Raw genomic sequence first — 25,850 nt, 5'->3', positions numbered from 1 at the left:
TCGGTGCTCGCGCGTCCGCATCGTCTCACCCGCGGCGCCGACTACAAGTCGGTCGTCCGTCGGGGAGGTCGATGCGCGGGCCCGTCGACCGTCACGTACGTGATCCACTCCGGTGAGGATCGTCCGGCACGGTTCGGGTTCATCGTGAGCAAGCAGGTGGGTGGAGCCGTGGTGCGCAATACTGTGCGCCGCCGGTTGAAGGCCATTTGCGCGGAGGCTCTGCCCTCCGTGCGACCGGGCGCGGATGTTGTCATCCGCGCCCTTCCGTCGTCTGCCGGCACGGGATTTCCCGAGTTGCGCGATGAGGTCGTTCGCTGTCTCGGCAAGCGCGCATCATGAGTGTCCTCCCGGCGGCCTACACCGGCACGGCGCGCTTCGCGGGTCGTGACTTCTTCCGTTCGATCCCGCTGTGGCCGCGCGATGCCACCCTGGCTCTCCTGTTCGCCTACCGTAAGGTGATCTCGCCGCTCTACGGCGAGGTGTGCAAGTACTACCCGTCCTGCTCGGCTTACGGCGTGGGTGCCGTTCAGCAGCACGGCGCGGTGAAGGGCATGGCCCTCGCCGTGTGGCGGATTCTCCGCTGCAACCCCTGGTCACTGGGCGGCGTCGATGACGTCCGGCCCCACAAGCACTTCCACTACGGACTCACCACGCGTGGGTTCGTCGTGCCCTCCTCCGCAGAAAGGACCGCTTCGTGACGAATCTCCTGTTCGCCGCGGCCAGCGCCACGCCGAGCCCGTCTTCTTCCGCTGCTGCGGGTGGTGGGTTCGACCTCATCAGCATCATCCTCTGGCCGCTGAAGTGGGTCGTCGAGCTCATCCTGGTGGCCTGGCACTGGCTGTTCTCGTCGGTGGGGATGAACCCGGCCGGCGGTCTGACGTGGGTGCTGTCCATCGTCGGTCTGGTGATCGTCGTGCGTGCCGCCCTGGTGCCGCTGATGGTCAAGCAGATCAAGTCTCAGCGGCGCATGATGGAAATCGCGCCTGAGATGAAGAAGATCCAGGACAAGTACCGCGGCAAGCGCGACCAGCTCTCTCGTGAGGCGATGAGCCGCGAGACCATGGCGCTGTACAAGAAGCACGGCACCAGCCCGATCTCGGGATGCCTGCCCATCCTCGTGCAGATGCCGATCTTCTTCTCCCTGTTCTCGGTGCTGCGTGATGTGAAGGCGCACGCCGACGCCGGGAAGGGTGGTGTGTTCTGGCTGTCGCCTGAGCTCACCCAGCAGTTCAACGACGCGAAGCTGTTCGACGTCGCATCGCTGCACGACTCGCTCGTCGACGCATGGACCAAGCACACCGAGGGCTGGCAGGTCACGGTCACGATCCTGGTGATCCTGGTGATCCTGATGATCGCTTCGCAGTTCATCACGCAGCTGCAGATCATCTCGAAGAACCTGTCCCCCGAGGCCAAGACCGGCCAGGCCTACCAGATGCAGCGCATCATGCTGTTCATCCTGCCGTTCGCCTTCGTCTTCTCGGGAGTCTTCTTCCCGCTCGGTGTGGTCATCTACTGGTTCGTGTCGAACCTCTGGACCATGGCGCAGCAGTTCATCGTGATCCGCAACCTGCCGACCCCGGGCTCGGAGGCGTGGAAGGAGCGCGTGGCGCGCCTGGAGCGCAAGGGCAAGACGCTGGACCCGAAGGGCAACGTCATCTCGATCGCCGAGTACGAGGCCGAGCAGCAGCGCCTGTATGAAGAGGCGGAGCGCCTGAAGGCTCAGCAGCCGAAGCGCCAGCAGCCGATGGGCAAGAACCGCGCGAAGAAGCAGGCGCAGAAGCAGCCGGGCACGAGCTCCCCGGAGACCCGACCCGCACGTCCCGACGAGTCGTCGAAGTAGGAGAAGATCAGACATGACCGATTCCCCCGTCTCCGACGACCGCACGCCCGCAACCGTCGCCCAGCTTGAGGAAGAGGGCGACATCGCGGCGGACTACATCGAAGGTCTGCTCGACATCGCCGACATCGAGGGTGATCTGGAGCTCGATGTACGCCAGGGGCGTGCGTACGTCTCGGTGGAGTCCGATGACGCCACGCTGCGCGTACTGTCGGACCCCGACACCGTGCAGGCTCTCCAGGAGCTCACGCGCCTCGCCGTGCAGAGCAAGACCGGACGTTTCTCGCGGGTGATCCTCGATGTCGGTGGCTCTCGCGATGCCCGCCAGGTCGAGCTCACCGCTCTCGTCGATCGCGCCATCGCACGTCTCGACGAGGGTGCCTCTCAGGCGTCGCTGCCGTCGATGTCGTCGTACGAACGAAAGCTCGTGCATGACATCGTGGCCGAGCGAGGTCTCGTGTCCGAGTCCTACGGTGAAGGCGCCGACCGCCACACCGTCATCCGCCGCGCCTGATCGTGACCGGCGAAGGCACCACCGCAGTGGTGGAGACAGAGCCCGCCGCTGCGGTTCTGCTGTTCGGTGACCGCATCGGGCTGGCCCGGCGGTTCACCGCGGCCCTGGCTGCCGAGGGCGAGGAGCGTGGACTCATCGGTCCGCTCGAACTCCCCCGGCTGTGGACGCGACACATTCTGAACAGCGCCATCGGTGCTCCCCTGTTCTCCGGACGGGTCGCCGATGTCGGCTCGGGTGCCGGCCTTCCGGGCCTGGTTCTGGCGATCGCGCGTCCCGATCTGGAATTCACGCTCATCGAGCCGATGGAGCGCCGGGTTGCGTGGCTCACCGAGCAGACCGAGGCGCTCGGGCTGTCGAACGTCACGATCTTCCGTGGCCGTGGTGAAGAGTTCGGAGACGACGGCACCTTCGACGCGGTGACCGCGCGGGCTGTCAGCGCGCTGCGGACGCTGATTCCGTTCACCGCTCCGCTTGTGCGCGACGGCGGTGAGCTCATCCTCTTCAAGGGCACTTCCGCACCGAACGAGATCGCGGCCGCGGAGAAGTCGATCCGCAAGTTCAAGCTGTCAGATGTACGCGTCGAGGTGCTCGGCGAGGACGTGCTGACGGAAACGACTCGCGTCGTTCGAGCCACCGTCCGATAAACCCCTGATCAAATCTGGTTTCCCTTCGTTCTCGCGCTGTGAGAGCGATTCTCCGCGATTTGTGATGTGAGTGGACCTGGGGTCCACCGTGATCGGGGGCATTTCGGCCCGGTTCGTGTCTTCGCGTTCGCGGGTTGACTCATCGACCGTCGGCGTGAGTTGATCCTTCGGTGCTCGGTGCTCGGTGCTCGGTGCTCGGTGCTCGGTGCTCGGTGCTCGGTGCTCGGTGCTCGGTGCTCGGTGCTCGGTGCTCGGTGCTCGGTGCTCGGTGCTTGGTGCTTGGTGCTTGGTGCTTGGTGCTCGGTGCTCGGTGCTCGCTCCGCACATGATTTATACACGTTTCAGGCTTGGCGCGGCTGCCGTTCTCGACGGGCAGGCGGCGCGGGTGCCGTGTTCTGGAGCATGGACACCATCCCTCACACCTTGTGCTGCCAGTCGCACGGGGTGCGCAGTCCGGGAGGATGTGCCCGCTGGGTTCGTGGTTCGTGGCTGGTTGGCCTCTCCTGGCTACCGTTCGCCACGAGGTCTGCCGGAGGCCCGCGGTGAGCGCTGGGCTCTGGTAGTCGGGTAGTCGGGGCTCGTGGATGGCGCGCTCCCGAGGTGGCTGGGTGCAGCGACATCGTGGTGTGTGACTGGCGGATGGCCTGGAATGGAGAGCTTTCCCTGACATCCTCCTGCTCGTGATTCATCCGCAGTTCCCTCCCGGGCCGCCGGCGGTTGCCAGGCTCATACGGTCAGCTCTCCCCTCACTCGCGGGCTGGCGAAGCGGATCACCATTGACCGGTGAGCTCGGTCCCGGCGTCTCCTCAGCTCGCGCGCTTGGTGCCGCGATCCTGGTTCCGGGCGCATGCGCTTCCGTGTTCCGGATGTCGGGCTATGGGGCACAGTGTCTGGTTGCTGGTTGCTGGTTGCTGGTTGCTGGTTGCTGGTTGCTGGTTGCTGGTTGCTTGTTGCTTGTTGCTTGTTGCTTGTTGCTTGTTGCCTGTTGCCTGTTGTCTGGCCGTCTGCGTCTGGGGCTGCGTCTGGGGCTGAGGCTGGGGCTGGGGCTGGCCCTGGGGCTGGGTGTGCGGCTGGGTCTGGGTCTGGCGCTAGGTGCCCACCGTGTGGTTCTTGCGGTCTGACTTCGACGCACACGTGCCCCTCATGCGGCGTTCGCGGCCTGCTGGCCGGTGCCTGGCGTCGTTGGACGCTGAGGACCGAGATTAGTACCGGCGCCATTGCGGGATTTCGCTTGGAGCCGAGGCGTTTGGCGGGCTGTGTTTACGTGATCTGGTCCGGTGTGCTGATCACCCGCACGTAGCCAGCGTTCGTTGTGGGACTGACGCTGCGTAGATGAACCCGCGCCGATACCGGTTCTCGCGCGGTACTTCCTGGCGCGACGGCCACTGTGCAGGGTCGTTGGGCGAGTATCTGGACTTCACTTCTGACCGGCGGGTGCTGCTCGTTCGACAGTCAGCTATCGTCGGCGGGTGGCGCGACCCCCGGCCCTGTTCCCCTCGTCTCGAAGGGTGGCGTTGATCTCGTAAGCAGCCCCCCTGGTATGGCATGCCGCGTCCTTACCCGCCTCCCTTGGCCTGCTCGTGATGGGGATCTGACTGCGGCGCGTATGCGGCAGTCCTCGTAGGCCGGTCATGATTGAGCGATCTCGCCTCCTCCCGAGTGCCGGATGTCGCCCTGGGACGTTGTTCCACGTGAAACACGCCGGACGAGGTGAGATGCCCGCCGAGGTGATCAGCCGTCTTCAGGGAGCAGTGACAGCCTCGTCAACTCGCTCATGCGCCGTTACGCCGTGCGTTGAGTTTCCGGTGAAACGTGTGTTTCACGTGGAACCACTCAACAGTGGTGGTTCCGCGGCGCATGGACGTCCTCCTTTGGGGCTCACGGCCGTGGCGCACGCGGCCACGGTGGTCCCCAGTCAGTTGACGTTTGTCGCAGTGCGGCACTCTGGCTCCGCGCAGTGACGCTGCTCCTCGTCTGTGGTGCTTCACGTGACACACCACAGGCGGTGCCGGTGTTCTCGTCCATTCGTTGTCTGGGTCCACATCTTCCCGGCAGAAGCGAACACAATCCCGGGGTTGCGTCACGCTAAGTCGCGGTGCGCGGTGGACACGCGCGTGAGTGGGAACAGAACCGCGCTCAGGTTGTCTCGCTCGAGATGACGCTGGTCCTCCTTCTCGACTGCCCTCGCGTGGAGGGGGGGCAGGGGTCAGGTTCTCCGGGCGCGGCGGTGGGGCCACCGCCGATCAAAGGTCGGTTCTGCTGTGTTTCACGTGGAACATTCGGCGAGAGGGCGTGCACGGCATTCTCTACGTACGTGGCCAGCAACGGCGCGGGTCCGGACCTCGCACGAACAACGCGATTGGGGGGGCGTAGGCCTGGCGGTGATCCTTGGTTTGCCCTGTCTGCCCCTCCCCTGCTTGTTGGCGTCTCCGACTCTCGGCTCCGTTCTCACTTCCGCCCCGGATCGCATCTTCTGGCTGTTTCACGTGAAACAGCGCGCCCTCGTGCGCTGCGTCGAAGACCACAGCTGACCGCTGTCGCCGACGATGCCGCACAACCGCTCCGCCAGCCTGTCGCAACGGGCGAATAGATGACTTGCCCGCGATGCGGGCTGCGCCTTATCGGCGGCCTCCGAACTCTCTCGAGTGCACAAGTAGGGCGTGCGCGGCGCTCCACGCCTTGTCGGTGTTTCACGTGAAACAACGTGGTCACCCCCTCCGGGTACCGCGGCCGTCTCCTTTTGAGGCGGTCTGAGTTGGGGCTCCGGTCGATATCGTTCGACGGATGGGGGTTTCCCAGCTGGCGCCTCACCGGCGCCGCTGTGTTTCACGTGAAACACAGCGCTCTGGGTGGGGGCTGTGGCGACCGGGGCTAGGCGCGCCTCTGTGGAGCCTGGCTGACGCGCAGTGGGCGTCGACGGTACGCCTGGCTGTGGGCGTGGTCGCCGGATGTTCGGCACCTATGTTGACTCCAGGACCAGTGTGTCGAGCGGAGCGGCCGACGCGCTGTCGAGGCGCGGGTGAATGCATGATGTGCCTGTGCCTGTGCCTGTGCCTGTGCCTGTGCCTGTGCCTGTGCCTGTGCCTGTGCGTATGCCTGTGGTCCGTCTGCGCGAGCGCGTGCGTTCGGCCTGTGTTCGTAGGTGCGCGCTCGGCTGTGGCTGTGGCTGTGGCTGTGGCTCTGGCTGCGGCTGTGGCTGTGGCTCTGGCTGCGGCTGCGGCTGTGGCTCTGGCCATGGCTGCCTGCGTGGTTGTGTGCTTGGACGCGCGATTGGGTGTGTGCGTGGCTGTGGGCTTTGGTCTGGGTGTGGGTGCGGGTGTGGGTGTGTGCGTGTGGGGGTGTGTACCTGTGCCTGTACCTGTACCCGCGTGCGTGCCCCGGTATGCTTCCGCGTCCGCGCGTCTGAGCGCTTGTGTTCTTGCCTGTAGAGGTGCATGTGACGCCGGCCGTGCGCGTTGTCGTGGTCGTGCGCTAGCAGCCATGGGGGCGCGATCCGTGGGGTTAGGTGGCTACTTGACCGGAGTGGTCCGATGAAGTCCGTTCTCTACTGACCGACGGCGATGTTCCGGAGTGCGTGCTGATGGCAGGGCAGTCGCGGAAGTCCGGAGATGACCACCTAGCGCTTCCACCCTTCCGGTGTTTCCACAGGAGGTTCGTCTGACCGCCAGCGCCTGCGGAGACCGGTCGTCTGACACGGTGAGCATTGTCGCTTCGGGTGTCGAGGGCCAGGTAGAGAGGGTGAGCCTGCGGATCCATGCGCCCGCAACCCCATTGAGCATTGGACCTTGGGCTGTTTCACGTGAAACGTTGGCACCCAGTCGCTCGGCATCGGGACAGCCGCGAAGAACCACTGGCGATCTGCGTGCTGGGGCGTCCGCGTACGGTGGGACTGGCCTCTCAATTCGATGACGCCTCCCCCGATATTTACAAGCCAGGCCGTCGATGTGCCGCAACGCGGTGACCCTTCGGTCGCACTATGCGCGAGATCACCTCGTAGAAGGCGAAGGGTCACGTGCGAACGGAAGCCCATTCCTATACGGGCAGGGAGTGCTGGGCGACTCCGCTCGAGCCGTGATGTCGCCTTTGCCCTTAAACGAGCGACGGGAGCGATCGGACTCCACGACATCGGAGTCTGCGGGGCGCGGGCCGAGTCGGTCGATACCTAGTGAAACCGACTGAGGCGCGGTGCCAGTGACACATTGGCTGTGGCTGTGGCTGTGGCTGTGGCTGTGGCTGTGGCTGTGGCTGTGGCTGTGGGTGTGGGTGTGGGTGTGGGTGTGGCTGTGACTGACACATGGGCTGGCGCTGGCGAGAGACGCCTTCAGCTGAGCTCGACACAGCCGATGCGTTGCTGTTCGGCCGCTGGTGAACTGAACCGAGCGCGTTTCACGTGAAACAGTAGGACCCTCTGAACGCTCTCCACGCCTTCGCTGGCGTGAGCGCTGCCCAGCTCGTAGGACGAACTGTGCGAGCCATCATGGGGATGTTTCGCTGCCCCGATGGCGCTAGATGCTGGTTCGGGACGGGAGCGATGAATCATGGACACCGAGCCCAGTACGTTGAGCGCAGACCGCTGCCGTGCGGGTGCGTTCTGTTTCACGTGAAACAGCGAGGTGTTCGTCCCGGGTCTGCGACGTGTCGGGGAGCCTGGCGAGTAGTGGGAACGTCACCACCGCCCCGGCACCGACCTGCAAGAGTCCCGCGAGAACCATCTCCTATCTGTGGGGCGAAGAGGGAACATCCGTCGGCGCGCGAGCGCTGGATCGCCACTGCGAGACCAAGGCCGCGATGAACTCACCGGCATGTCATCGCGGTCATCGAACGGTGTCACTCCTGGCGCTTCGGCAAATGATGAAGGGTGAGACGGCCCTGCATCCGCGAAGTGTTCCCCCACGCTGGTCCGCCCACCCCTCTCCCCCAGCACGCGACGGGAGCGTCAGCTCAGGCATCACCGGAACACGGCCGCGCGAGATCAGCGCACGGTGAGGTGGCATCCGTCGGCCTCTCACCAGCGATGCCCGGTGGCGCATGACGATGGGATGAGAGGTCACGCAGATCTCTGGCGCGGTCGACCGCCCTCGGCGGCCCGCCACTCATGATCACCCGGCATGCTGAGTGATCCACCACGCACGGCGACCCCTCTCGCTCGTGGATAGCCGTCACCGTCAGCCGCGCGACGACAGTTGCGCAGCCAGCCAGCCAGCCAGCCAGCCAGCCAGCCAGCCAGCCAGCCAGACACCCAGTCAGCCAGACGAGGCGACCCCGTGAGCACGATGCACAGCGCTGCCAGACGGACGGAAGGCTCATCGCGAACATGATCCAGCAGTCGGACGCGCGCTCGTCCCCGTCGCCTGTGGCCAGTGGAGGGTGGGAGGCGAGGAGCTTCAGGCTGCACGCTGTCATCCTTCGAAGGCGTGCCCGCATCGCCTGTGGAGGAATCTGGGGAAAGGCGCACGCAATGACGGTGTATTCCGCAGAATTACGCGGGGCGAACGTCTGTTCGACTGTGAGTAGATCTGTGGATTACTCGTACAGCAACTTCACACAATCACCGAATTCCGTACTCGCGATGCCGCGCTCGGAGCCACACTGAGGGCCTCCAACGGCTCGCAGGTCGCTCCTCAACCCGAGCCAAATCGGGTCCGATCGCATAGAGTAGAACGTGCTGGATTCGCGCGCGTAAGGAGTGTGTTTCACGTGAAACAGTCCCCCAACGCGGACATGACAGACGGCTTTGGAGATGACACCCCGCTGGCGCGTGAGCTTGCGGATCTGAGCGCTCGTCGCCGCCGGCTGGAGCAGTCCGAAGTCACGTTCTCGGGTCGCACGCGAATCATGACGGTGTCCAACCAGAAGGGCGGCGTCGGTAAGACCACCACCACGGTCAACATCGCTGCCGCCATTGCTGCCGTTGGTGGACGCGTGCTCGTCATCGACCTGGACCCGCAGGGAAACGCGTCGACCGCACTCGGGATCCCTCACAGTGCCGACACCGCCTCGATCTACGACGTGCTGATCGATGACTTCCCTCTGGCAGACGTCGTGCAGGTGAGTCCGGAGTCGCCGAACCTCCTGTGCGCTCCCAGCACGATCCACCTGGCCGGTGCTGAGATCGAACTCGTATCCCAGGTAGCCCGAGAGCACCGGCTCCGCACAGCCCTCACCGACTTCATCGAATCATCGCCGGAACCGATCGACTTCGTCATCATCGACTGCCCTCCCTCGCTCGGGCTGTTGACGATCAACGCCTTCACGGCAGCGACCGAGGTCTTCATTCCGATCCAATGCGAGTACTACGCACTGGAAGGTCTGAGCCAGCTGCTCGGCAGCGTGCAGATGATCCAGAAGCACCTCAATCCGGTCCTCCACGTGTCTACGATCCTCCTCACCATGTACGACGGCCGAACGCGGCTCGCGCAGCAGGTGGCGGATGAGGTACGTTCTCACTTCACCGATCAGGTTCTCGACACGGTCATCCCGCGCTCGGTCCGCGTATCGGAAGCCCCGAGCTTCGGGCAGACGGTGGTCGCCTACGACCCACAGTCGGCCGGAGCCATCGCATACCGCGAGGCCGCTGTCGAAATCGTGCAGCGGAGCGCGTCAGAAACGAAAGAAGGGACGCGCTGATGGCTAAGCGCACTGGCCTGGGACGAGGAATCGGAGCACTCATCCCCACGAGTGAGCCCAATGAGTCGCGTCCCGTCGACGTCTTCTTTCCCGACAACAACGCCAGCAACAAGGCTGCCGCTGCAGAGGGTGCCCCCGCGGCACCTCAGCAGGAAGAGCCGGCGCCGGTGAAGCGGACCGCGAAGAAGCCCGCTGCGCGTAAGCCAGCGGCACAGGCGTCGAAGCCGGTTCAGAAGGCGGAGCCCACGGCTGACGATGAGCTCGTGCCCGTTCCGGGACTGACGCTGATCCAGGTCGACCCGCACTCCATCGTTCCGAACCCACGCCAGCCGCGCACAGTGTTCGATGCTGAGGATCTCGCCGAACTCGTCCACTCTGTGCGTGAGTTCGGTGTCCTTCAGCCTGTCGTTGTGCGCACCGCACCCGGCGGCGACGGATACGAACTCATCATGGGTGAGCGGCGCACCCGGGCCGCGCGGGAGGCCGGGCTGGCAACCATTCCCGCGATCGTTCGCGAGACCGATGATGTCGACCTGCTTCGTGACGCCCTGCTCGAGAACCTGCATCGCTCCGAGCTCAATCCGCTGGAAGAGGCGTCGGCCTATCAGCAGCTGCTCGACGACTTCGGCATCACGCACGAGGAACTCGCGAGCCGCATCGGACGGTCTCGTCCGCAGGTGTCCAACACCCTGCGTCTCCTCAAGCTGCCGGTTGCCGTCCAGCAGCGCGTGGCGGCCGGTGTTCTCTCTGCAGGACACGCGCGCGCGATCCTCTCCCTCGACTCCCCCGAAGCGATGTCCCGACTCGCGGACAAGATCGTGAACGAAGATCTGTCGGTGCGCGCCGCGGAGTCGGCGGCGAAGACCATCGAAGGTTCCACCGGTCGTGCCACCAAGCCGCAGGCCGGCGCTCGACGAGCATTCCTCGACGATGTCGCTAGCCGTCTCGGCGACCGTCTGAACACGCGCGTCAAGATCGCCCTCGGCGCGCGCAAGGGGCAGGTGAGCATCGAATTCGCGAGCATTCAGGACCTCAATCGCATCCTGGGAGAGCTCGGCGAAGACGAGTTCGGGGCAAAGTAGGATAAAACCCCAGGTCGAGGGCACACTATTCGGCGTGGTGGCCGGCTGTGGGACGCGGTGATCGCACGCCGAGGCGTCACCAGTCTCACCGAATCTGAGATTGATGATCGGTCGGGGCACGGGGTCTTCTCCGGCCCATCCCTAAGCCCGGCCGGTGTTCGTCGGTGACGTGAGACAGTGCCGCCGTGCGAACCGCTTCGGCGGTGTACCCGTGCCGTGCATGAAGCGCGGACCAGGCCGTGGTTCACGGCGCTCGGCCGACCGGTGATGAGCCCCGGCGACCGCGGTCCATCGCCTTACGGCTACACCTTATGGCTGCGCTTTGCGGCTGCGCCTCACGGCTATATCTCACGGCTATATCTCACGGCTATATCTCACGACTGCGCCTTATGGCTGCGCCTTATGGCTGCGCTTTGCGGCTGCGCTTTGCGGCTGCGCCTGACGGCTACGCCTGACGGCTACGCCTGACGGCTACACCTGACGGCTACACCTCACGGCTGCGCCTCACGGTGACGGCTGGGCTCGCATGGTCACGTATGACCGCGGGCGCACCATGGCGCAGTTCCCCGGGGCCTCGTCCCCATGCCGTGTGTCTCTCATGGTCGTGCGCTTCTTCGTGTTGTCGCGCGTCGCTCCTCCTCGTCGCGTAGCGCAGGTCCTTGCCGTTGTCCCGTGGATTCTCCCGTCGGCTCCTCGCCACGGAGCGCCCTCTGGCTTCTCCTCGCCACGGAACGTCTCTGGCTTCTCCCCCGGCCCTGGGCCCGCCTCTGGCTTCTCCCCGGCTCTGGGCGCGCCTCCCGCCTTCGCTCCCGGCCCTGGGCCCGCCTCGGGCTTCCCCCCGGCCCTGGGCCCCTCTCTCCCCCCGCCGACGGGGCGCCTCCGGCTTCTCCTCGCCGCTGGCGCCTATCCGGGCCACCTTCGCAACTGGTGTGATGCGCTAAGCGCCTATCCCCCGAGCGTGGCCTGTGGGGCGGCACTCGCAACCCCAGTGACCCATCGATCCTCTCGTCGTCCCCGTGCGCGTCTACCGAGCCTCCAACCACCCTCATGCCGCCATCCATGGCTCCGTGGCCTCCACGACGCCGCAGGGCGGCTGCAGCGGCCTCTCGGGCAGCCGCCGCTGCGCGTCTGGGCGAGACGTGATGAGCGGACCACGTGCTGGATCGCCGTACCTGGTGGCCCGATGCGATCCGGTCCAGCACCCACGACAGATCGGTGACGCTCCCGAAGCCGGAATGAGTAACAACGAGGCCGGAACGAGTGACAACGAGGCCGGAGATTCCGAGTCGGGTTCGACGACGTGCTGGATCTCGCCGGCCTGCACGGGATCCCGCGCGAACTGTCCGAAGCAGCCGCCGTCGACCGGCAGACGCGCTCCTGCTCCCGTCATGCGGGCGGGCATGTCGCGGCGTCTCCCGCCGCCGGAGGCGAGAGTGGGAACAGAGTCATCCCGCGACCCGCTGCAGCGCCACGCCGGAACGGAACCATGTCGCCGAAAGCGAACCATCGCGCGATCCGGAGCCGTGGTGCTCGACGGGCCGTAGTCTGGAAAGGATGACTCCCGAGTACGAACCCCGTCGACGCGCCAGCCTTGAGCTGCTGCGCGCTGAGGCGATCGACGAGCTGAGCGTGCTCATCGCCGAGCGCATTCGCAACGGGGAGGACCCGTGGGACTTCATGGAAGAACTCCCCAGCGTCGATGAACTCGTGGTCTACACTCTCCGCGCGGAGACGATCATGGCCAACGACGGCTTGCGCCCGAACCAGGCTCGTCACTATCGCGTGCTGCGCCAGATCTCACTGGACTATCCCGAACTCACGCCCGCGGTCTGGAAGCTCCTCGGTGATGCCAACACGCACCGTCGCTGGGATCCCACGGTGCGCGTCGACGTCGGCTGATCTGCGCGAGTTGCGGAGACTTCGCGGGAACCTTCCCGTCGGAGACCGCTGATCCACAGCGGGAGCAGCACTTTCGTTTCGCCCCCGCCCCCCCGGAGGGCGCGTCACCGCCGTCCTCCCAGTCAGCTCAGTGCCCCGGCAGGGGAGCCGGGATCCTGCGCGGAACAGGAACTGACCTCCCACAGCGCACCCCGGATACGACGAAGGCCCCGGGCGAACCCGGGGCCTTCGTACGTGCGATTACGCCAGGTACGCGGCGAGGTCGGCTTCCAGAGCCGGCTTGCCCTTGGCGCCGATGATGGTGGTCTCCACCTGGCCGGCGTTGAACACCTTCATCGCGGGGATGGAGGTGATCTGGTACTTCATGGCCAGGTCGGGATTCTCATCCACGTTGAGCTTGAGGATGGTGATCTTGCCTACGTTCTCGGCAGCGATCTGGTCGAGGATGGGCGAAACCATGCGACACGGGCCGCACCACTCGGCCCAGAAGTCCACGAGCACGGGACCCTCGGCCTGGATGACGTCCGCATCCCACGTCTGCGAACTCGTCGCCTGAGCGGTCATATCGGAATCTCCTTGATCTGGGGCTGACACTTCGAGAGCCCGATGGATAGAACCGGGAAGGATGCAGGATCATTCCCGGCAGGCATCATGCCGTGGTGACGAGGTCCTCTGCGCCGGCCTCGCGGGCGGCGAGGTAGTGTTCCACGTCCAGCGCCGCCACGGTGCCACTGGCAGCCGCCGTGACCGCCTGGCGGTAGAACGGGTCGACCACGTCACCCGCGGCGAACACGCCCGGGATGGACGTGCGCGACGTGCGCCCCTGCACCGCGATGGTGCCCTCGGCGGTGAGGTCGAGCTTGGAGTGGACCAGGTGCGTGCGCGGGTCGTTGCCGATCGCGACGAACAGCCCCTCCAACGGGAGCTCGGAGAGCGTTCCGTCGACGGTGTTGCGCAGGGTCACGGCCGTCACCGCGGACTCGCCGTGGATGTCCGCGACCTCTGCGTTCCAGATGAACTCGATCTTGGGGTTGTCGATGGCGCGCTGCTGCATGATCTTCGAGGCACGCAGCGAGTCGCGACGCACGATCACGTACACCTTGTCCGCGAAGCGGGTGAGGAACGTGGCCTCTTCCATCGCGGAGTCGCCGCCACCCACCACGGCGATGGTCTTCTCGCGGAAGAAGAAGCCGTCGCACGTGGCGCACCAGGACACGCCGTAGCCGCTGAGACGGTCCTCCGACTCCAGGCCGAGGCGGCGGTACGCCGAACCGGTGGCGTAGATGATGGTCTCCGCCTCCTCCTCGCGGCCGCTGCCCAGCACGACCTTCTTCACGTCACCCGACAGGTCGAGGTCCTCGACGTCGTCGTAGACGACCTCGGCGCCGAACTTCTCGGCCTGCTTCTGCATGAGGTCCATGAGCTCGGGGCCCATGATGCCCTCCGGGAAGCCGGGGAAGTTCTCGACCTCGGTGGTCTTCATCAGCTCGCCGCCCGCCTCCACGGAGCTTGCGATGACGAGAGGCTCCAGGCCCGCGCGCGCGGTGTAGATGGCCGCCGTGTAGCCGGCAGGGCCCGATCCGATGATGATGACTTTCCGCACTGTTCCTCCAGAGTTCGTCATGCTCAACCAATGGTACGCGCGGCGCATTCCCGCAGGCTGTGGGCGTTCAGCGGCGGAGCATCCGCTTGCCGGTGTCGATGGCCACGCGCAGCTCCGGAGCCCGCAGCAGAAGCAGCACCAGCACGTACACGACGGCAGCCACTGCGCCGATGATGGCGAGTCCGGGCAGGGCCGTCAGCTTGCCCACGAGGGACGGATCGTTCGACACCATCCAGCTGTGCGATCCACCCAGCAGCTCGTAGGTCACCCATCCGACCGCAGCGGCGGCGATGCCGGCCACGATGAAGCGAGCGTATGCAGTGAGCCAGCTGCGCGAATGGAGGGATCCGATCCGACGACGCAGCAGCAGGATCGCGACGACGGTCTGCACGATGGTGGCGAACGTCTGCCCGCCCGCGATGCCGACCGCGAGGAACTCCTTCGGCAGGAACCAGTACGCGGCATATGCGGTGATGATCACGATCGATTGCTGCAGCACCGTGAAGTAGAAGGGCGTCCGCGTGTCGCCGTACACGTAGAAGGTGCGCTGCACGATGAACAGGATGGCGACCGGGATGAGGTTCGCCAGGTAGGCCCACAGCACGGGTGCCACCTGCAGCGCGGAATCCGCGTTCGAGGTGAACAGGCGGCTGGCTGGAACGGCGGCGACGGCCAGAGCGGCGGTGGCGAGCACGATGAAGATGCCGAGTGTGCGGATCGAGGAGTCGATGTCGTCGACCAGTTCAGACTTGCGTCCTGCCGCGGCGTGCTCGCTGATGCGGGTGAAGTACGGCGTCCCGATCGAGAGCACGATGATCGAGTACGGGAGGATGTACACCAGGAACGCATTGTTCATGCTGAGCTGCGCGGGTGAGACACCGGACGCATCGGCGACGAGGTTGGACTGGATCGCCCCGGCGATCTGCGCCACGATCACCATCGCGAACGTCCACCCGCCGAGCCGGGCGACCTCGCTGAGCCCGACACCGCGCCACCGGAAGTCCGGTCGCAGCGTGAGGCCGGAACGCCGCCAGAACAGCAGCAGCACCAGGAACTGGGCGATGATCCCACCTGTGGTGACGATGCCGATGAAGGCGATCCGATCCGGCGTCCAATCCGCCATCTCCGTCATCGGCGTCTCGAACATCGCCATGAACAGCGCCAGTCCCGCGATGGAGAAGACGTTGTTGACCACGGGCGCCCAGGTGTACGGTCCGTACACCTTGCGGGCGTTGAAGGTCTCCCCCACCAGCGCGAACAGCCCGTAGAAGAGCACCTGGGGGATGCACCAGTAGGCGAAGGCCGTGGCCAGCGCGATCTGCGCGGCGCCGCCGTTGAACTTGTTCGCGTAGATCAGCACCAACAGCGGAGCCGCGATCGTCGCCACGACGGTCACCACCGTGAGAACCACGGTCGACAGGGTGAACAGCTTCGAGACGAACGCGTTTCCGCCGTCCTCGTGCTGACGTGACTTGACGATCTGCGGCACGAACACGGCGGTGAGCACGCCGGCCGAGATGATGTTGAAGATCGTGCTGGGAAGACCGTTGGCCACCGCGAACGCGTCACCGACGAAGAACTCGCCGAGCACCTGCACGAGCAGGACCGTTCGGACCAGACCCAGTACGCGCGAGGCCATGGTTCCGGCGGCGATCATCGCGCTGCTGCGTCCGAGACTAGCCACGGGGCTCCTTCTCCGCGGCGGAAGCCGCATCATCCGGCGCGGCCGAGCCGGCACGATATGCGGCGCGCGCCTCGCGCCGACCGGGTTCAGGTGCCACGCCGCTGGCGGCATCAGCGCGGCGTCGGCGAATCGTGCGCCAGGTACCCAGACTGAAGAGCACGACCACGATGGTGCCCAGCACCACGAGACCGATCGTCTCCCAATCGGCCCGTACGCGGATCTCGGCGTACTGCACCGACCCGATCGCCACGCCGGTCGGGGACGCCGCACTCAATTCGAGAGTCACGTCCCCGTTGCTGATCCCGGCGGTGACCGGCACCGAGAAGCTGGTGTTGCTGTGCGCTGCCGCCTCCACGACCGTGGTCTTGCGCACGCCCAGTCGCAGATCGTGCGGAGTGGCCGTCACCACCACGGTCACCGGCAGGTCCAGATCATTGCGGATCTTCATCGGGATGTTGGAGCCGGAGCTCACCAGCGTCACGGTCTCCGGCCGCACGATGCTCACTGCGCCGATGATCTCGTCACGCGTGCGCGTGCGCTGGGCGGCGACGAGGGAATCCCAGTCGTCGCGGCTGATCTCCGCCACCGAAAGCAGCTGGAGGATGCGCGCGCGTTCGCGTCCGATGAGGACGGCCGGCTCAGCGAGTACGGAGGAGAACGCCGTCACCTTTTCCTCGTCGGCCAGCAGCCCGCGCAACGCCTCTGCATGATCGGCAGAGGCATCTGTCGGGGTCGCGGACGTCAGCGCTGCGGCGACCGGCTGGGCGGCGAGCAGCTGCGACATCGGCTGCCCCGTGATGAGCGAGCCGGATGACACGGCATCGAGGGTGGCTCGCAGTGCTTCGGGGTGCGTTCCGGTGCCGCGGCCGATGACGGCGACGACACTGCCTCCCGCCTGCTGGGCATCGAGGCGGAGCAGAGCGGTTGCTGTCGCGAGAAGGGTGCCACGAGCCGTGGCGGACGGCTCCTCCGCGGCGGCGCGCAGGACATCGGCCAGTGCGGCGTCGTATCCGATCAGGGAGGAGTCGCCTACGACCTGCCGGGCGGCCATCGTGGCGAGCTGGTCGCTCGAGACCAGAACGGGATTGCCCGCGGCCAGCGGGAGGACGGCGTCCGTCACGGTACCGGCGGCGGGCCACACCAGCGTGCCGAGTGCGTCGCCGACCTCGACCAGCTTCTCCAGCGAGGGCAGCGCAGGAGCACCGGAGGGGGCGGGCGTGGTCGGCGTGGGCGTCGGCGCGTCCGCGGCCGTCGGCGTCACCGATTCCGAGGGTGTCGGCGACGGAGATTCGGAAGGGAGCGGCTCCGCTCCCGGAAGACCCACGGCAGACTCGCGGAAGTTGTCCGGGGAGAGGTAGGCCTCCAGCGACAGCGGGGCAAGGAGCTCGGTGAGTCCAGCAGCCGCCTGCACCTGCGGGTCGGCATCGGCGAAGGGCAGGAGGAAGCGCTCGTTCTTCAGCGACAGCAGCTCTGCCAGCCATGTGACCGCGGACGGGGGCGCCGTCGAACCCAGGGCGCGAATGGCCGCAGGGATCGCCGGGTCGATGGCCAGGACCACGCTCGGCTCGTCGGCCGCTTCCAGGGCCGCGGTGAGTGCTCCGGTCGGACTCGTGAGCTCCGCGAGCCGATCCAGCGACAGCAGACCACCGCCGGCAGCCGGCGCGGTGATCGGCAGCACCGTGGTGGTGGTGATCGGCGCTGCATCTGCGGCGACGACGGTGATCACCGTGCGCTGCGTGAGGGACTGCGTCCCCGCCGAGTAATGCACCTGAGCGGCATAGACGCCGGGAATCAGAGCCAACACGATCGGATCGGTCACCGCGGTGGTGATGATCGCCGACTCGACCGCTCCCCCGTTGACCGCAGGGACCGGTGTGCTGGATACCGGAACGGCGTCGGCGGTGCGTGCGCCGCTCATCCAGCCGAGCACCGCCGCGCGATCTGCGAGCGGTTCGCGACTGAGCGAGAGGGAGACCGTTCCCGCCGGAAGGGGTTCGTCGCCGGGATTGGCGACATCGGCCGTCACGCGCAGGGGCTGACCGGGGCGGAGGATGCCGCCTGCCGCCGGAGACACCGAGAGCTCGGGCTCCGCGAGCGTGGGAGAGGGCGACGGGGTGGGCGCGGCGGATGCCGGTGTGGAGATCCCGCCGCCGAAGACCGCGAGCACGATGGCCATGACGATGAAGGCGGCGGCACCTGCAGAGCGCAGGCGACGGCCGCGCGCGATCCGGGACGCCCGGACATCGAGGCTGATGGCAGTCATTGTGTCTTCGGGAGCCCGGGCGGACGCCCGCGAACCCGTGTCGATTCTAGGTCGTGCCGCCTGACAGTTCGGATCCTCCGCGTCGTGTCCCTGACCGCCGTCACCCCGGGGGAATGCCGATCCACGGCCGTTGGCGCTTGAATGGGGAGGTGAACGTGCATCCCGATCCCGAGCTCGTCGCGCTCCTCGCGCACGACCTGCGAACCGCCGACTACACGTCCGAGCGCATCCGGGCCGCGTGGGGCGAGAGCGCCGATGACGCATATGGACGCGGGATCCGCGTCGCTGCTCTGCGGGCGCTGGCCGATCGGGCCGACCCCCTCGCCACGCTCGCGCGACTGTTCGTGCTGGGTGTCCCGCAACCTGTCACCGCGGTTGCGGTAGCGCTGCCGTCGATCGGATTGGACGGGCTGCGCGCGCTGGGGATCGTCGCCGTCGAGGCGGATCAGGTGCGCGCCCGGTCGCTGCTTCGACCGCAGTCCTATGTCGACGAGTCCGGAATGGGTGAATGGCTGATCGCCAGTGATCTGGACGAAGTGGCTCTGGGTGGTCCGCTGCCGGATGACCACGTGCTGGGAGTGGGCGGTGCGTCGCTCACTCTCGCCGGTCTCCAGCTCCCCCTCCCCGCAGGGCGGGTGCTGGACCTCGGCACGGGATGCGGCATCCAGGCGCTGCGGGCGCGTCGCTACGCCGACCGCGCGACCGGCACCGACATCTCCCCCTCCGCACTTGCTTACGCACGGTTCAACGCCCTGCTCAACGGCGTCGGCGACATCGATCTGCGCGAGGGCAGCCTGTTCGAGCCGGTGACCGGTGAGCGGTTCGACCGGATCGTCTCGAACCCGCCCTTCGTGATCACCCCTCGTCGCGACGACGTCCCCGCCTTCGACTACCGGGACGGCGGCATGCAGGGTGACGATCTGGTGGCGGCGGTGTTCGCGGGGGTCGGCGAGCACCTGGTCGACGGCGGGATCGCCCAGTTCCTCGGCAACTGGGAATACCGCTGGGGCTCGGACGGGCTCGATCGCGTCCGTGAGTGGGTGCAATCGTCTCCCGTGCCCCTGGACGCCTGGGTCATCGAACGCGAGCAGCTCGACCCGGTCGAGTACGCGTCGCTGTGGATCCGCGACGGCGGCACGGTGCCAGGAACCGCCGGACACGAGGCGCTGCTGAATGCCTGGCTGGACGATTTCGCGCACCGGCGCGTCACCCGGATCGGCTTCGGCTACGTCCTTCTGCGCCGCGCCATCGGTGAACCGACCCTCCGGCGCTTCGAGCGCGTCGACACCCCGATCCCCGCCGAAGGCTCGCTGGGCTCGCACCTCGCCGCGATGCTGGCCGCGCACGACCAGCTGGCGGAGCTGGATGACGACGCGCTCGCGGCCCGCGCGCTCATCACGGCCCCCGACGTGTCAGAGGTTCGACACCATCTTCCCGGGCATGAAGACCCCACGGTGATCGAGCTGCGCCAGGGGACGGGCTTCGGTCGTGCTCTGTCGGTGGATCCCGCCGTCGCCGGCCTCGTGGGTGCCTGCGACGGCGAGCTCTCGGTGGGCTCGCTCGTGGCCGCCATCGCCCAGCTTCTGGAGGTGGACGCCGCAGAGCTCCGCGCCGACGTGATGCCGCGCGTGCGCGAACTCGTGCTCACCGGCTTCCTCCGCCTCCCGGGCGGGGATGCCGTATGAGCGTGGACGCACTGCTGCGCATGCTGCCGGAGCATCCGGCGCGGATCAGCGCGGACATCACCGCCTTCGACGAGGCGATGGCCGTGGGCGAGACCGCCCGCTTCCGTGACCCGGCTCGCTGGGAGGGCCTCGAGGTCGACCCGCGCTGGGCGGTGATCGGCGGCAACGACCACGGCGACACCTGGCTGCTCGGCCCGGATGGCGGGGTCTGGCTCTTCGACAGCAACCATGGCCTGCAGTCGGCGCACCTGTTCGAAGCGCTCCGCATCGACATCACGGAGTGGCTGGTGCTGGCGCACGCGCTGCGCACCTTCGAGCGCATCCCGGATGCCTCCGACGACGACGTGATGAGACTGGACATGATGCTGGAGTCCATCTCCCCCGGGCTCGGCGATCGCTACCCGTATCCGCTCCCGTTCGCCTGAGGCTCCGTGCCGCCGCCGGGTGGCACGTAAGCTGTCGCGATGACGACGATCGACGATGTGTGGCCGCTGTTCGGCCTGGAGCTGCGGACGCCCCGGCTGGTGCTCCGGCCGGCGCGGGACGAGGACATCCCCGCCGTCGTCGACGCCGCGACGGCCGGAGTGCACGATCCTGCGGTGATGCCGTTCTCGTTCCCGTGGACCGACCAGGCCCCCGAGGTCATGGGCCCGGCCATCGCGCGCTATCACTGGAGCATGCGTGCCGCCATTCAGCCGCAGTCCTGGACCGTGCTGTTCGCGATCATCCACGACGGCGTCGTCATCGGCGTGCAGGACCTCGCCGGACACCAGTTCCCGCAGCTTCGGGAGGTCTCCACCGGTTCGTGGCTCACGCAGTCCGTCCACGGGCGCGGGCTGGGCAAGGAGATGCGCCAGGCGGTGCTGAGCTTCGCCTTCGACCATCTCGGCGCGCGCGAGGCGACGTCGGGCGCCGCCGAATGGAACGCCTCCTCGCTCGGAGTCTCTCGTGCTCTTGGATATACCGATGACGGCATACAACGTGCCGTCACCCGTCCGGACACCGTCGAGACGATGGTCCGGCTCCGTGTGAGCAAGGAGGATTTCGTCCGCCCGGAATGGGACCTTGAGGTCAGCGGCGTAGCTCCGGTTCGCGCGTTCCTCGGTCTCGGGGACCACGCATGAACGCGTGACAGCCGCCCCGGTAGGCTGGAAGTCATGCTGAACATGGCTGAGGGAGTTGCGCGCCTGGGCGCCATCGCAGCGAATCCGGTGGTAGCCACGGTCGCGGAGGCGTTCGCCGCCGCCGGTCACGATCTGTCGTTGGTGGGCGGTCCGGTGCGCGACGCGCTGCTGGGCCGTCCGGTGCACGACCTCGACTTCACCACCGACGCGAGCCCCGACCAGATCCTCGCCATCGTGAAGCCCATCTCCAGCACGCACTGGGACATCGGGCGCGCGTTCGGAACGATCGGTGCCCGCGTCCAGGGCGAGAACGTCGAGATCACCACGTACCGCGCCGACGAGTACGACGGCGTGACCCGCAAGCCCGTGGTGGCCTTCGGCGACTCCCTCGAGGCCGACCTCACCCGTCGTGACTTCACCGTGAACGCCATGGCGCTGCGCGTTCCGCAGGCGCAGCTGGTGGATCCCACCGGCGGCATCGAGGATCTGGTGGCCGGCGTGCTGCGCACCCCCATCGACCCCGCCATCAGCTTCGGCGATGACCCCCTGCGCATGCTGCGCGCAGCGCGCTTCTCCTCGCAGCTGGAGTTCGAGGTCGCTCCCGAGACCGTCGCGGCGATCACCTCACTGCGCAGCACCCTCGGCATCGTCTCCCCGGAGCGCATCCAGTCCGAACTGGTCCGGCTGCTGCAGACCGACGATCCCTCGCGCGGGCTGCGACTGCTGGTGGACACCGGGCTGATCGAGGAGTTCCTGCCGGAGATCTCCGAACTGCGGCTCGAAACGGATGAGCACCACCACCACAAGGACGTCTACGAGCACTCGCTGACGGTGCTCGCCCAGGCGATCCAGCTGGAGAAGAGCCGTTTCCCGGATGCCGAGCCGGACGTCGCGCTTCGACTTGCGGCGCTGCTGCACGACATCGGCAAGCCCCGCACCCGCAAGCTCGAACCGGGTGGTGTCGTGAGCTTTCACCACCACGACGTCGTGGGTGCTCGGATGGCACGCAAGCGGCTTCAGGCCCTGCGCTTCGACAACGACACCATCTCGTCCGTCACTCAGCTGATCGAGCAGCACCTGCGCTTCTTCGGTTACGCCGAGGGCACGTGGACGGACTCGGCCGTTCGTCGTTATGTCCGTGACGCCGGCGATGAGCTGGCACGGCTGCACATCCTCACCCGCGCTGATGTGACCACGCGCAACAAGCGCAAGGCCGCGCGTCTTGCCGGTGCCTATGACGACATCGAACGTCGCATCGACGAGCTCGCCGCGCAGGAGGAGCTGGATTCGCTGCGTCCCGCCCTGGACGGCAATCGCATCCAGGAGGTGCTGGGCATCCGCCCCGGCCGCGAGGTCGGCGAGGCCTACCGCTTCCTCATGGACATCCGGCTCGATGAGGGTGTGATCTCGGAGGCGGATGCGGAAGAGCGACTGCGCGCCTGGTGGGCTGAACGCTCGGGCTGAGACACCTCTCCTCATCGACTCCTGTGACGAGCGCGTTCACGGTTCGTTCCGGTTGAGGGCGTACGGTGGAACGTTGCACACGCACACACAACCCGGGGAGGTCCGATGAGTATCCGCAATGATCAGCCGCGAGTGAACCGTCTGGATCCGCATCGCCTCATCCCGGCACGAAGGCCCATCCCGCCGGCACCGCCCGCGGGCAGCCGCGGCACCCGCACGGTCCACCTCTTCCGCGACGGTTCACGGATTCCCGGCGACGAGTCCGCCACGCTCGCCGAGGCCGTCGCGTACGCCGATGGCGAGTCGAATCACCTCGCGGTGATCGGCTACGACCTGCCCACACCGGATCAGATCGCAGAGCTGGCCGAGCAGTTCGACCTGCACCCGATCCTCGTGGAGGATCTGGAGAACGCGGGTCAGCGTCCGAAGGTGGAGCGCTACGGAGACGTGCTCTTCGTGGTGGTCCGCTCCGCCCTGTACCGCGACTGGACGGAAGAGGTCGAGTTCGCGGAGTTCCACCTCATCGTCCGCGGCAACACCGTGGCGGTCATCTGCCAGGACCGTGAGAAGGAGCAGAAGTGGGACCTGGAGCAGTTCGGTGGCGACCCCGAACTGCTCGCGCTGGGCTCCGAGGCCGTCGTGTACACCGTGCTCGACACGATCGTCGACGGCTACGCTTCTGCGCTCGACGGCCTGGACGTGGACAAGGAGCAGATCGAGCGTCAGGTGTTCACCGGGGAGCGCTCGGTGACGGAGCGCATCTATCGCCTGAGTCGCGAGGTCATCGACCTGCAGCACGCCGCGAGCCCGATGGGCCTCGTCCTGGTGCGTCTGCGCGCGGGTTTCGGCAAGTACCGGGTCGCGGAAGAGCTGCAGACCCATCTGCAGGATGTGGGTGACCACCTCTCCCGAGCCACCACCCGGACCACCGATCTGCGCGACGCGCTCAATCAGATCCTCAGCGTGAACTCGACCCTGGTGACACAGCGCCAGAACGAGGACATGAAGAAGATCTCCGGCTGGGCGGCCATTCTGTTCGCCCCCACGCTCATCGGCGCGATCTACGGCATGAACTTCGACAACATGCCCGAGTTGCACTGGGATTTCGGTTACCCGCTGGCCGTGGGGGCGATGCTCCTGCTCGGGGTGGGACTGTGGCTGGTGTTCCGCCGAAAAGACTGGATGTGACGCTCCCGGCGGCGGTGCGGGGTGGCGTAGCGTGAGGGCATGACCCACACCACGCAGAGCCCGCTTCGCATCGCCGTCACCGGAGCCGCCGGACAGATCGGCTACAGCCTGCTGTTCCGCATCGCCAGCGGGGCGATCGCCGGCGATCGCCCCGTGGAGCTGCGCCTGCTGGAGATCGAACCAGCGCTGCCCGCCCTGGAGGGCGTGGTGATGGAACTGCAGGACGGAGCATTCCCGGGACTTGCCGGTGTGGAGATCGGATCCGACCCGGAGAAGGTCTTCGACGGCGTCAACCTGGCCCTCCTTGTGGGTGCCCGGCCCCGCGGTCCCGGCATGGAGCGCGGCGATCTGCTGGCGGCCAACGGCGCGATCTTCAGCACACAGGGTGCCGCCCTGAACACCGTGGCCGCCGACGATCTGCGCGTCATCGTGACGGGGAACCCCGCCAACACCAATGCGCTGATCGCCTCGACCCACGCGCCCGACGTTCCCGCTTCGCGCTTCAGCGCGCTCACGCGTCTTGACCACAACCGTGCCCTGGCCCAGCTCGCCCAGCACACGCACCGTCCGGTCTCCGCCATCCGGCGCATGAGCATCTGGGGCAACCACTCGGCCACCCAGTTCCCCGACATCTCGGCGGCCACGATCGACGGCGCCCCCGCGGTGGACTATGTGGATCGCGCGTGGGTGGAGGAGTTCTTCATTCCGACTGTGGCGCAGCGCGGTGCGGCCATCATCGCCGCTCGCGGCCTGTCTTCGGCGGCGTCGGCGGCCTCCGCGACGGTGGACGCAGCGCGTGATCTGCTCGGCGGAACGGCTCGTCACGACTGGACGTCGATGGCGGTGGTCTCGGACGGCTCCTACGGAGTGCCGGAGGGCCTGTTCTCCTCGTTCCCGGTGACCACCGCGGATGGAGACTGGAGCATCGTGCCGGGTCTCGCCGTGGACGACTTCGCGCGTTCGCGTATCGATGCATCAGTGGCCGAGCTGATCTCCGAGCGCGACGCGGTTCGCGAGCTCGGGCTGATCTGAACGTATTCCGCGCGCGGAATGTCCCTCAGTTGGCGTCGGCGATCAGGATGGGAATCAGGATCGACCCGAAGACGACGGCGATTCCGCCGAGGATGATGCCGCCCGTCATGAGCTGACGCCTGATCCGGCTGGCCCGCGAGAGATCCTTCAGGCGTGCGCCTGCGGCGGCCACATCCGGCTTGGGGCGTGCCAGCGCGCGTGGTGTGCCGCGAGGGGCCACGCGCCGCTTCGAGTCATCCCGCCACTGATCCCACTGCTCGAGTTTGTCCTCGATCGCGGCGATGAGCTCGAGCGTGCGCGTCCACGACTCCACCTTCGCCCCTCGCAGGCGCCGCTCGTTCCCCGACACGATGAGCCAGTTGTCGACGATCTCCACGCTGCAGCCGTGCGCGCGGTCGATGAACAGCGCCATGATGTCGGGCGTGAACAGGTACAGCGCATCGCGTTCGTAACCCGGCGGGCAGTACAGGCGGAAGTACCGGTCGAAATCGCCCTCCAGGCTGAGGAACTGATCCGGATCGACGCCGTTCGGAACCGCGACCGCGTTGCCCAGACGGAACCCGGTCGGCATCGCCTGCAGCACGATGTTCGGGAGCTTCTGCGGCAGTGCGAGAGCGAGATAATCCTGACGGACGATCGCCGTCGACTTTCCGGAGTCGACGGTGGTCTGGAAAATGCCGAGTTCGATGCGCGGTGCACGGCGCAATCGCACGAGATCGAGCACCTTGCGATCGGTGCCGAACTTCATCGAGCGCGCCGGCGGGATGGCGAGGGTCTCGATGTCGAAGTCCCAGCCGTTCTCCCGCGTCAGCAGCAGGGTGCGTGCGCGCCGGATCACGCGCTGACGCTCCTCGTACTGCTGCAGGATGCCGAGGGCGACCGCCACCAGCCCCAGCGGGATGATCCAGCGCAGCGAGCCGATCGGATCGTTCCACACGTTCAGCGCGATGACGATGATGCCCGCGGCGGCACTCACGACGATGACCGCTCCGATGATCCAGGCGACGGTCGTCAGCGCTCCCAGCTGGATGCGCGACCACAGGGGCAGTTTCAGGCTGATGCGTCCCGAGGCCTGCTCGCGCGGCGTCGGCGTCACCGCATCGATCAGCTCGCGAGCCTCTCGATACGAGAGTGGACGGGTGAGCGCACTCGTCGTCATCCCCACGCGCATCGCCATGGATCCACCGTACCGAGCACATCGGTG

The 25,850-nt window shown here is 66.9% G+C and carries 19 protein-coding genes; 14 read left to right on the top strand and 5 right to left on the bottom strand.

From position 1 onward, the window contains the following. Positions 1-3: 3 nt before the first annotated feature. The 8 genes from rnpA to ACIQJ5_RS14955 all read left to right on the top strand — a co-directional run bounded on the left by rnpA (position 4) and on the right by ACIQJ5_RS14955 (position 12,603). Positions 4-339 (top strand): ribonuclease P protein component, encoded by a 336-nt coding sequence (gene rnpA, locus ACIQJ5_RS14990; RefSeq protein ID WP_231091324.1) that lies wholly within the window; start codon positions 4-6, stop codon positions 337-339. Beyond that, positions 336-698, top strand: a complete 363-nt coding sequence (gene yidD / locus ACIQJ5_RS14985) for a membrane protein insertion efficiency factor YidD (RefSeq protein WP_231091325.1) — start codon at positions 336-338, stop codon at positions 696-698. The genes rnpA and yidD overlap by 4 nt, the downstream gene beginning before the upstream one ends. Further along, on the top strand, positions 695-1,840 hold the full coding sequence (gene yidC / locus ACIQJ5_RS14980; RefSeq protein WP_231091326.1) for a membrane protein insertase YidC: 1,146 nt from the start codon (positions 695-697) through the stop codon (positions 1,838-1,840). The genes yidD and yidC overlap by 4 nt, the downstream gene beginning before the upstream one ends. Before the next feature lie 13 nt (positions 1,841-1,853). Further along, complete coding sequence (locus ACIQJ5_RS14975; RefSeq protein WP_231091327.1) at positions 1,854-2,351, top strand: R3H domain-containing nucleic acid-binding protein; 498 nt, start codon at positions 1,854-1,856, stop codon at positions 2,349-2,351. Between the two features lie 2 nt (positions 2,352-2,353). Further along, entirely contained in the window at positions 2,354-2,995 is a 642-nt protein-coding gene (gene rsmG, locus ACIQJ5_RS14970) for a 16S rRNA (guanine(527)-N(7))-methyltransferase RsmG (RefSeq protein ID WP_402845057.1), read from the top strand. 5,721 nt (positions 2,996-8,716) lie between these two features. Beyond that, on the top strand, positions 8,717-9,622 hold the full coding sequence (locus ACIQJ5_RS14965) for a ParA family protein (RefSeq protein ID WP_308071099.1): 906 nt from the start codon (positions 8,717-8,719) through the stop codon (positions 9,620-9,622). Continuing rightward, a complete protein-coding gene (locus ACIQJ5_RS14960) occupies positions 9,622-10,704 on the top strand; it encodes a ParB/RepB/Spo0J family partition protein (protein ID WP_231092754.1) in 1,083 nt (360 codons plus the stop codon). The genes ACIQJ5_RS14965 and ACIQJ5_RS14960 overlap by 1 nt, the downstream gene beginning before the upstream one ends. A gap of 1,554 nt (positions 10,705-12,258) precedes the next feature. Continuing rightward, positions 12,259-12,603 (top strand): tryptophan synthase subunit alpha, encoded by a 345-nt coding sequence (locus ACIQJ5_RS14955; RefSeq protein ID WP_231092755.1) that lies wholly within the window; start codon positions 12,259-12,261, stop codon positions 12,601-12,603. A gap of 240 nt (positions 12,604-12,843) precedes the next feature. Here ACIQJ5_RS14955 and trxA read toward each other — a convergent pair whose 3' ends face one another. The 4 genes from trxA to ACIQJ5_RS14935 all read right to left on the bottom strand — a co-directional run bounded on the left by trxA (position 12,844) and on the right by ACIQJ5_RS14935 (position 18,153). Next, positions 12,844-13,167: a thioredoxin gene (trxA, locus tag ACIQJ5_RS14950; RefSeq protein WP_402845054.1), complete on the bottom strand. Its 324-nt coding sequence runs from the start codon at positions 13,165-13,167 to the stop codon at positions 12,844-12,846. An 85-nt stretch (positions 13,168-13,252) separates the two neighbouring features. Continuing rightward, positions 13,253-14,206, bottom strand: a complete 954-nt coding sequence (gene trxB / locus ACIQJ5_RS14945; RefSeq protein WP_231092874.1) for a thioredoxin-disulfide reductase — start codon at positions 14,204-14,206, stop codon at positions 13,253-13,255. Positions 14,207-14,273: 67 nt separating this feature from the next. Beyond that, positions 14,274-15,890, bottom strand: a complete 1,617-nt coding sequence (gene murJ / locus ACIQJ5_RS14940; protein ID WP_402845052.1) for a murein biosynthesis integral membrane protein MurJ — start codon at positions 15,888-15,890, stop codon at positions 14,274-14,276. Continuing rightward, positions 15,883-18,153, bottom strand: coding sequence for a DUF6049 family protein (locus ACIQJ5_RS14935; protein ID WP_402845050.1), 2,271 nt, complete (start codon positions 18,151-18,153; stop codon positions 15,883-15,885). The genes murJ and ACIQJ5_RS14935 overlap by 8 nt, the downstream gene beginning before the upstream one ends. Before the next feature lie 113 nt (positions 18,154-18,266). On the opposite strand from ACIQJ5_RS14935, the gene ACIQJ5_RS14930 reads away from it, so the two are divergent. The 6 genes from ACIQJ5_RS14930 (at position 18,267) to ACIQJ5_RS14905 (ending at position 24,646) form a co-directional block, all read left to right on the top strand. Further along, the gene (locus ACIQJ5_RS14930) at positions 18,267-19,838 is read left to right on the top strand and encodes a methyltransferase (RefSeq protein WP_402845048.1); all 1,572 of its coding nucleotides are present in this window, start codon (positions 18,267-18,269) and stop codon (positions 19,836-19,838) included. Then, positions 19,835-20,263 carry an SMI1/KNR4 family protein gene (locus ACIQJ5_RS14925; RefSeq protein ID WP_231092760.1) on the top strand — a complete coding sequence of 143 codons (429 nt, stop codon included), beginning with the start codon at positions 19,835-19,837 and terminating at the stop codon, positions 20,261-20,263. Before ACIQJ5_RS14930 ends, ACIQJ5_RS14925 begins: the two co-directional genes overlap by 4 nt. A 39-nt stretch (positions 20,264-20,302) precedes the next feature. Then, on the top strand, positions 20,303-20,962 hold the full coding sequence (locus ACIQJ5_RS14920; RefSeq protein WP_231092761.1) for a GNAT family N-acetyltransferase: 660 nt from the start codon (positions 20,303-20,305) through the stop codon (positions 20,960-20,962). Positions 20,963-20,995: 33 nt separating this feature from the next. Then, positions 20,996-22,426 (top strand): CCA tRNA nucleotidyltransferase, encoded by a 1,431-nt coding sequence (locus tag ACIQJ5_RS14915; RefSeq protein ID WP_231092762.1) that lies wholly within the window; start codon positions 20,996-20,998, stop codon positions 22,424-22,426. A gap of 105 nt (positions 22,427-22,531) precedes the next feature. Then, positions 22,532-23,614, top strand: a complete 1,083-nt coding sequence (locus tag ACIQJ5_RS14910) for a magnesium and cobalt transport protein CorA (protein ID WP_231092763.1) — start codon at positions 22,532-22,534, stop codon at positions 23,612-23,614. A gap of 39 nt (positions 23,615-23,653) precedes the next feature. After that, a complete protein-coding gene (locus ACIQJ5_RS14905; protein WP_402845045.1) occupies positions 23,654-24,646 on the top strand; it encodes a malate dehydrogenase in 993 nt (330 codons plus the stop codon). 25 nt (positions 24,647-24,671) lie between these two features. Here ACIQJ5_RS14905 and ACIQJ5_RS14900 read toward each other — a convergent pair whose 3' ends face one another. Then, positions 24,672-25,823 carry a hypothetical protein gene (locus tag ACIQJ5_RS14900; protein WP_402845043.1) on the bottom strand — a complete coding sequence of 384 codons (1,152 nt, stop codon included), beginning with the start codon at positions 25,821-25,823 and terminating at the stop codon, positions 24,672-24,674. Positions 25,824-25,850 lie beyond the last annotated feature (27 nt).

The sequence above is a fragment of the Microbacterium sp. GXS0129 genome, from assembly GCF_044769785.1.
Lineage (GTDB): Bacteria > Actinomycetota > Actinomycetes > Actinomycetales > Microbacteriaceae > Microbacterium > Microbacterium nymphoidis.
The sequence above is the reverse complement of the archived record's forward strand: the minus strand, read 5'-3'. Positions and strand labels throughout refer to the sequence as shown.

Excerpts from the sequence above, each read along its gene's own strand:
- ACIQJ5_RS14965 (WP_308071099.1), top strand. The coding sequence starts at position 8,717 with ATGACAGACGGCTTTGGAGATGACACCCCGCTGGCGCGTGAGCTTGCG.
- yidD (WP_231091325.1), top strand. The coding sequence starts at position 336 with ATGAGTGTCCTCCCGGCGGCCTACACCGGCACGGCGCGCTTCGCGGGT.
- ACIQJ5_RS14905 (WP_402845045.1), top strand. The coding sequence starts at position 23,654 with ATGACCCACACCACGCAGAGCCCGCTTCGCATCGCCGTCACCGGAGCC.
- ACIQJ5_RS14975 (WP_231091327.1), top strand. The coding sequence starts at position 1,854 with ATGACCGATTCCCCCGTCTCCGACGACCGCACGCCCGCAACCGTCGCC.
- ACIQJ5_RS14920 (WP_231092761.1), top strand. The coding sequence starts at position 20,303 with ATGACGACGATCGACGATGTGTGGCCGCTGTTCGGCCTGGAGCTGCGG.
- ACIQJ5_RS14960 (WP_231092754.1), top strand. The coding sequence starts at position 9,622 with ATGGCTAAGCGCACTGGCCTGGGACGAGGAATCGGAGCACTCATCCCC.
- ACIQJ5_RS14930 (WP_402845048.1), top strand. The coding sequence starts at position 18,267 with ATGCCGATCCACGGCCGTTGGCGCTTGAATGGGGAGGTGAACGTGCAT.
- ACIQJ5_RS14910 (WP_231092763.1), top strand. The coding sequence starts at position 22,532 with ATGAGTATCCGCAATGATCAGCCGCGAGTGAACCGTCTGGATCCGCAT.
- trxA (WP_402845054.1), bottom strand. The coding sequence starts at position 13,167 with ATGACCGCTCAGGCGACGAGTTCGCAGACGTGGGATGCGGACGTCATC.
- ACIQJ5_RS14900 (WP_402845043.1), bottom strand. The coding sequence starts at position 25,823 with ATGGCGATGCGCGTGGGGATGACGACGAGTGCGCTCACCCGTCCACTC.
- ACIQJ5_RS14915 (WP_231092762.1), top strand. The coding sequence starts at position 20,996 with ATGCTGAACATGGCTGAGGGAGTTGCGCGCCTGGGCGCCATCGCAGCG.
- ACIQJ5_RS14955 (WP_231092755.1), top strand. The coding sequence starts at position 12,259 with ATGACTCCCGAGTACGAACCCCGTCGACGCGCCAGCCTTGAGCTGCTG.
- ACIQJ5_RS14935 (WP_402845050.1), bottom strand. The coding sequence starts at position 18,153 with ATGACTGCCATCAGCCTCGATGTCCGGGCGTCCCGGATCGCGCGCGGC.
- ACIQJ5_RS14925 (WP_231092760.1), top strand. The coding sequence starts at position 19,835 with ATGAGCGTGGACGCACTGCTGCGCATGCTGCCGGAGCATCCGGCGCGG.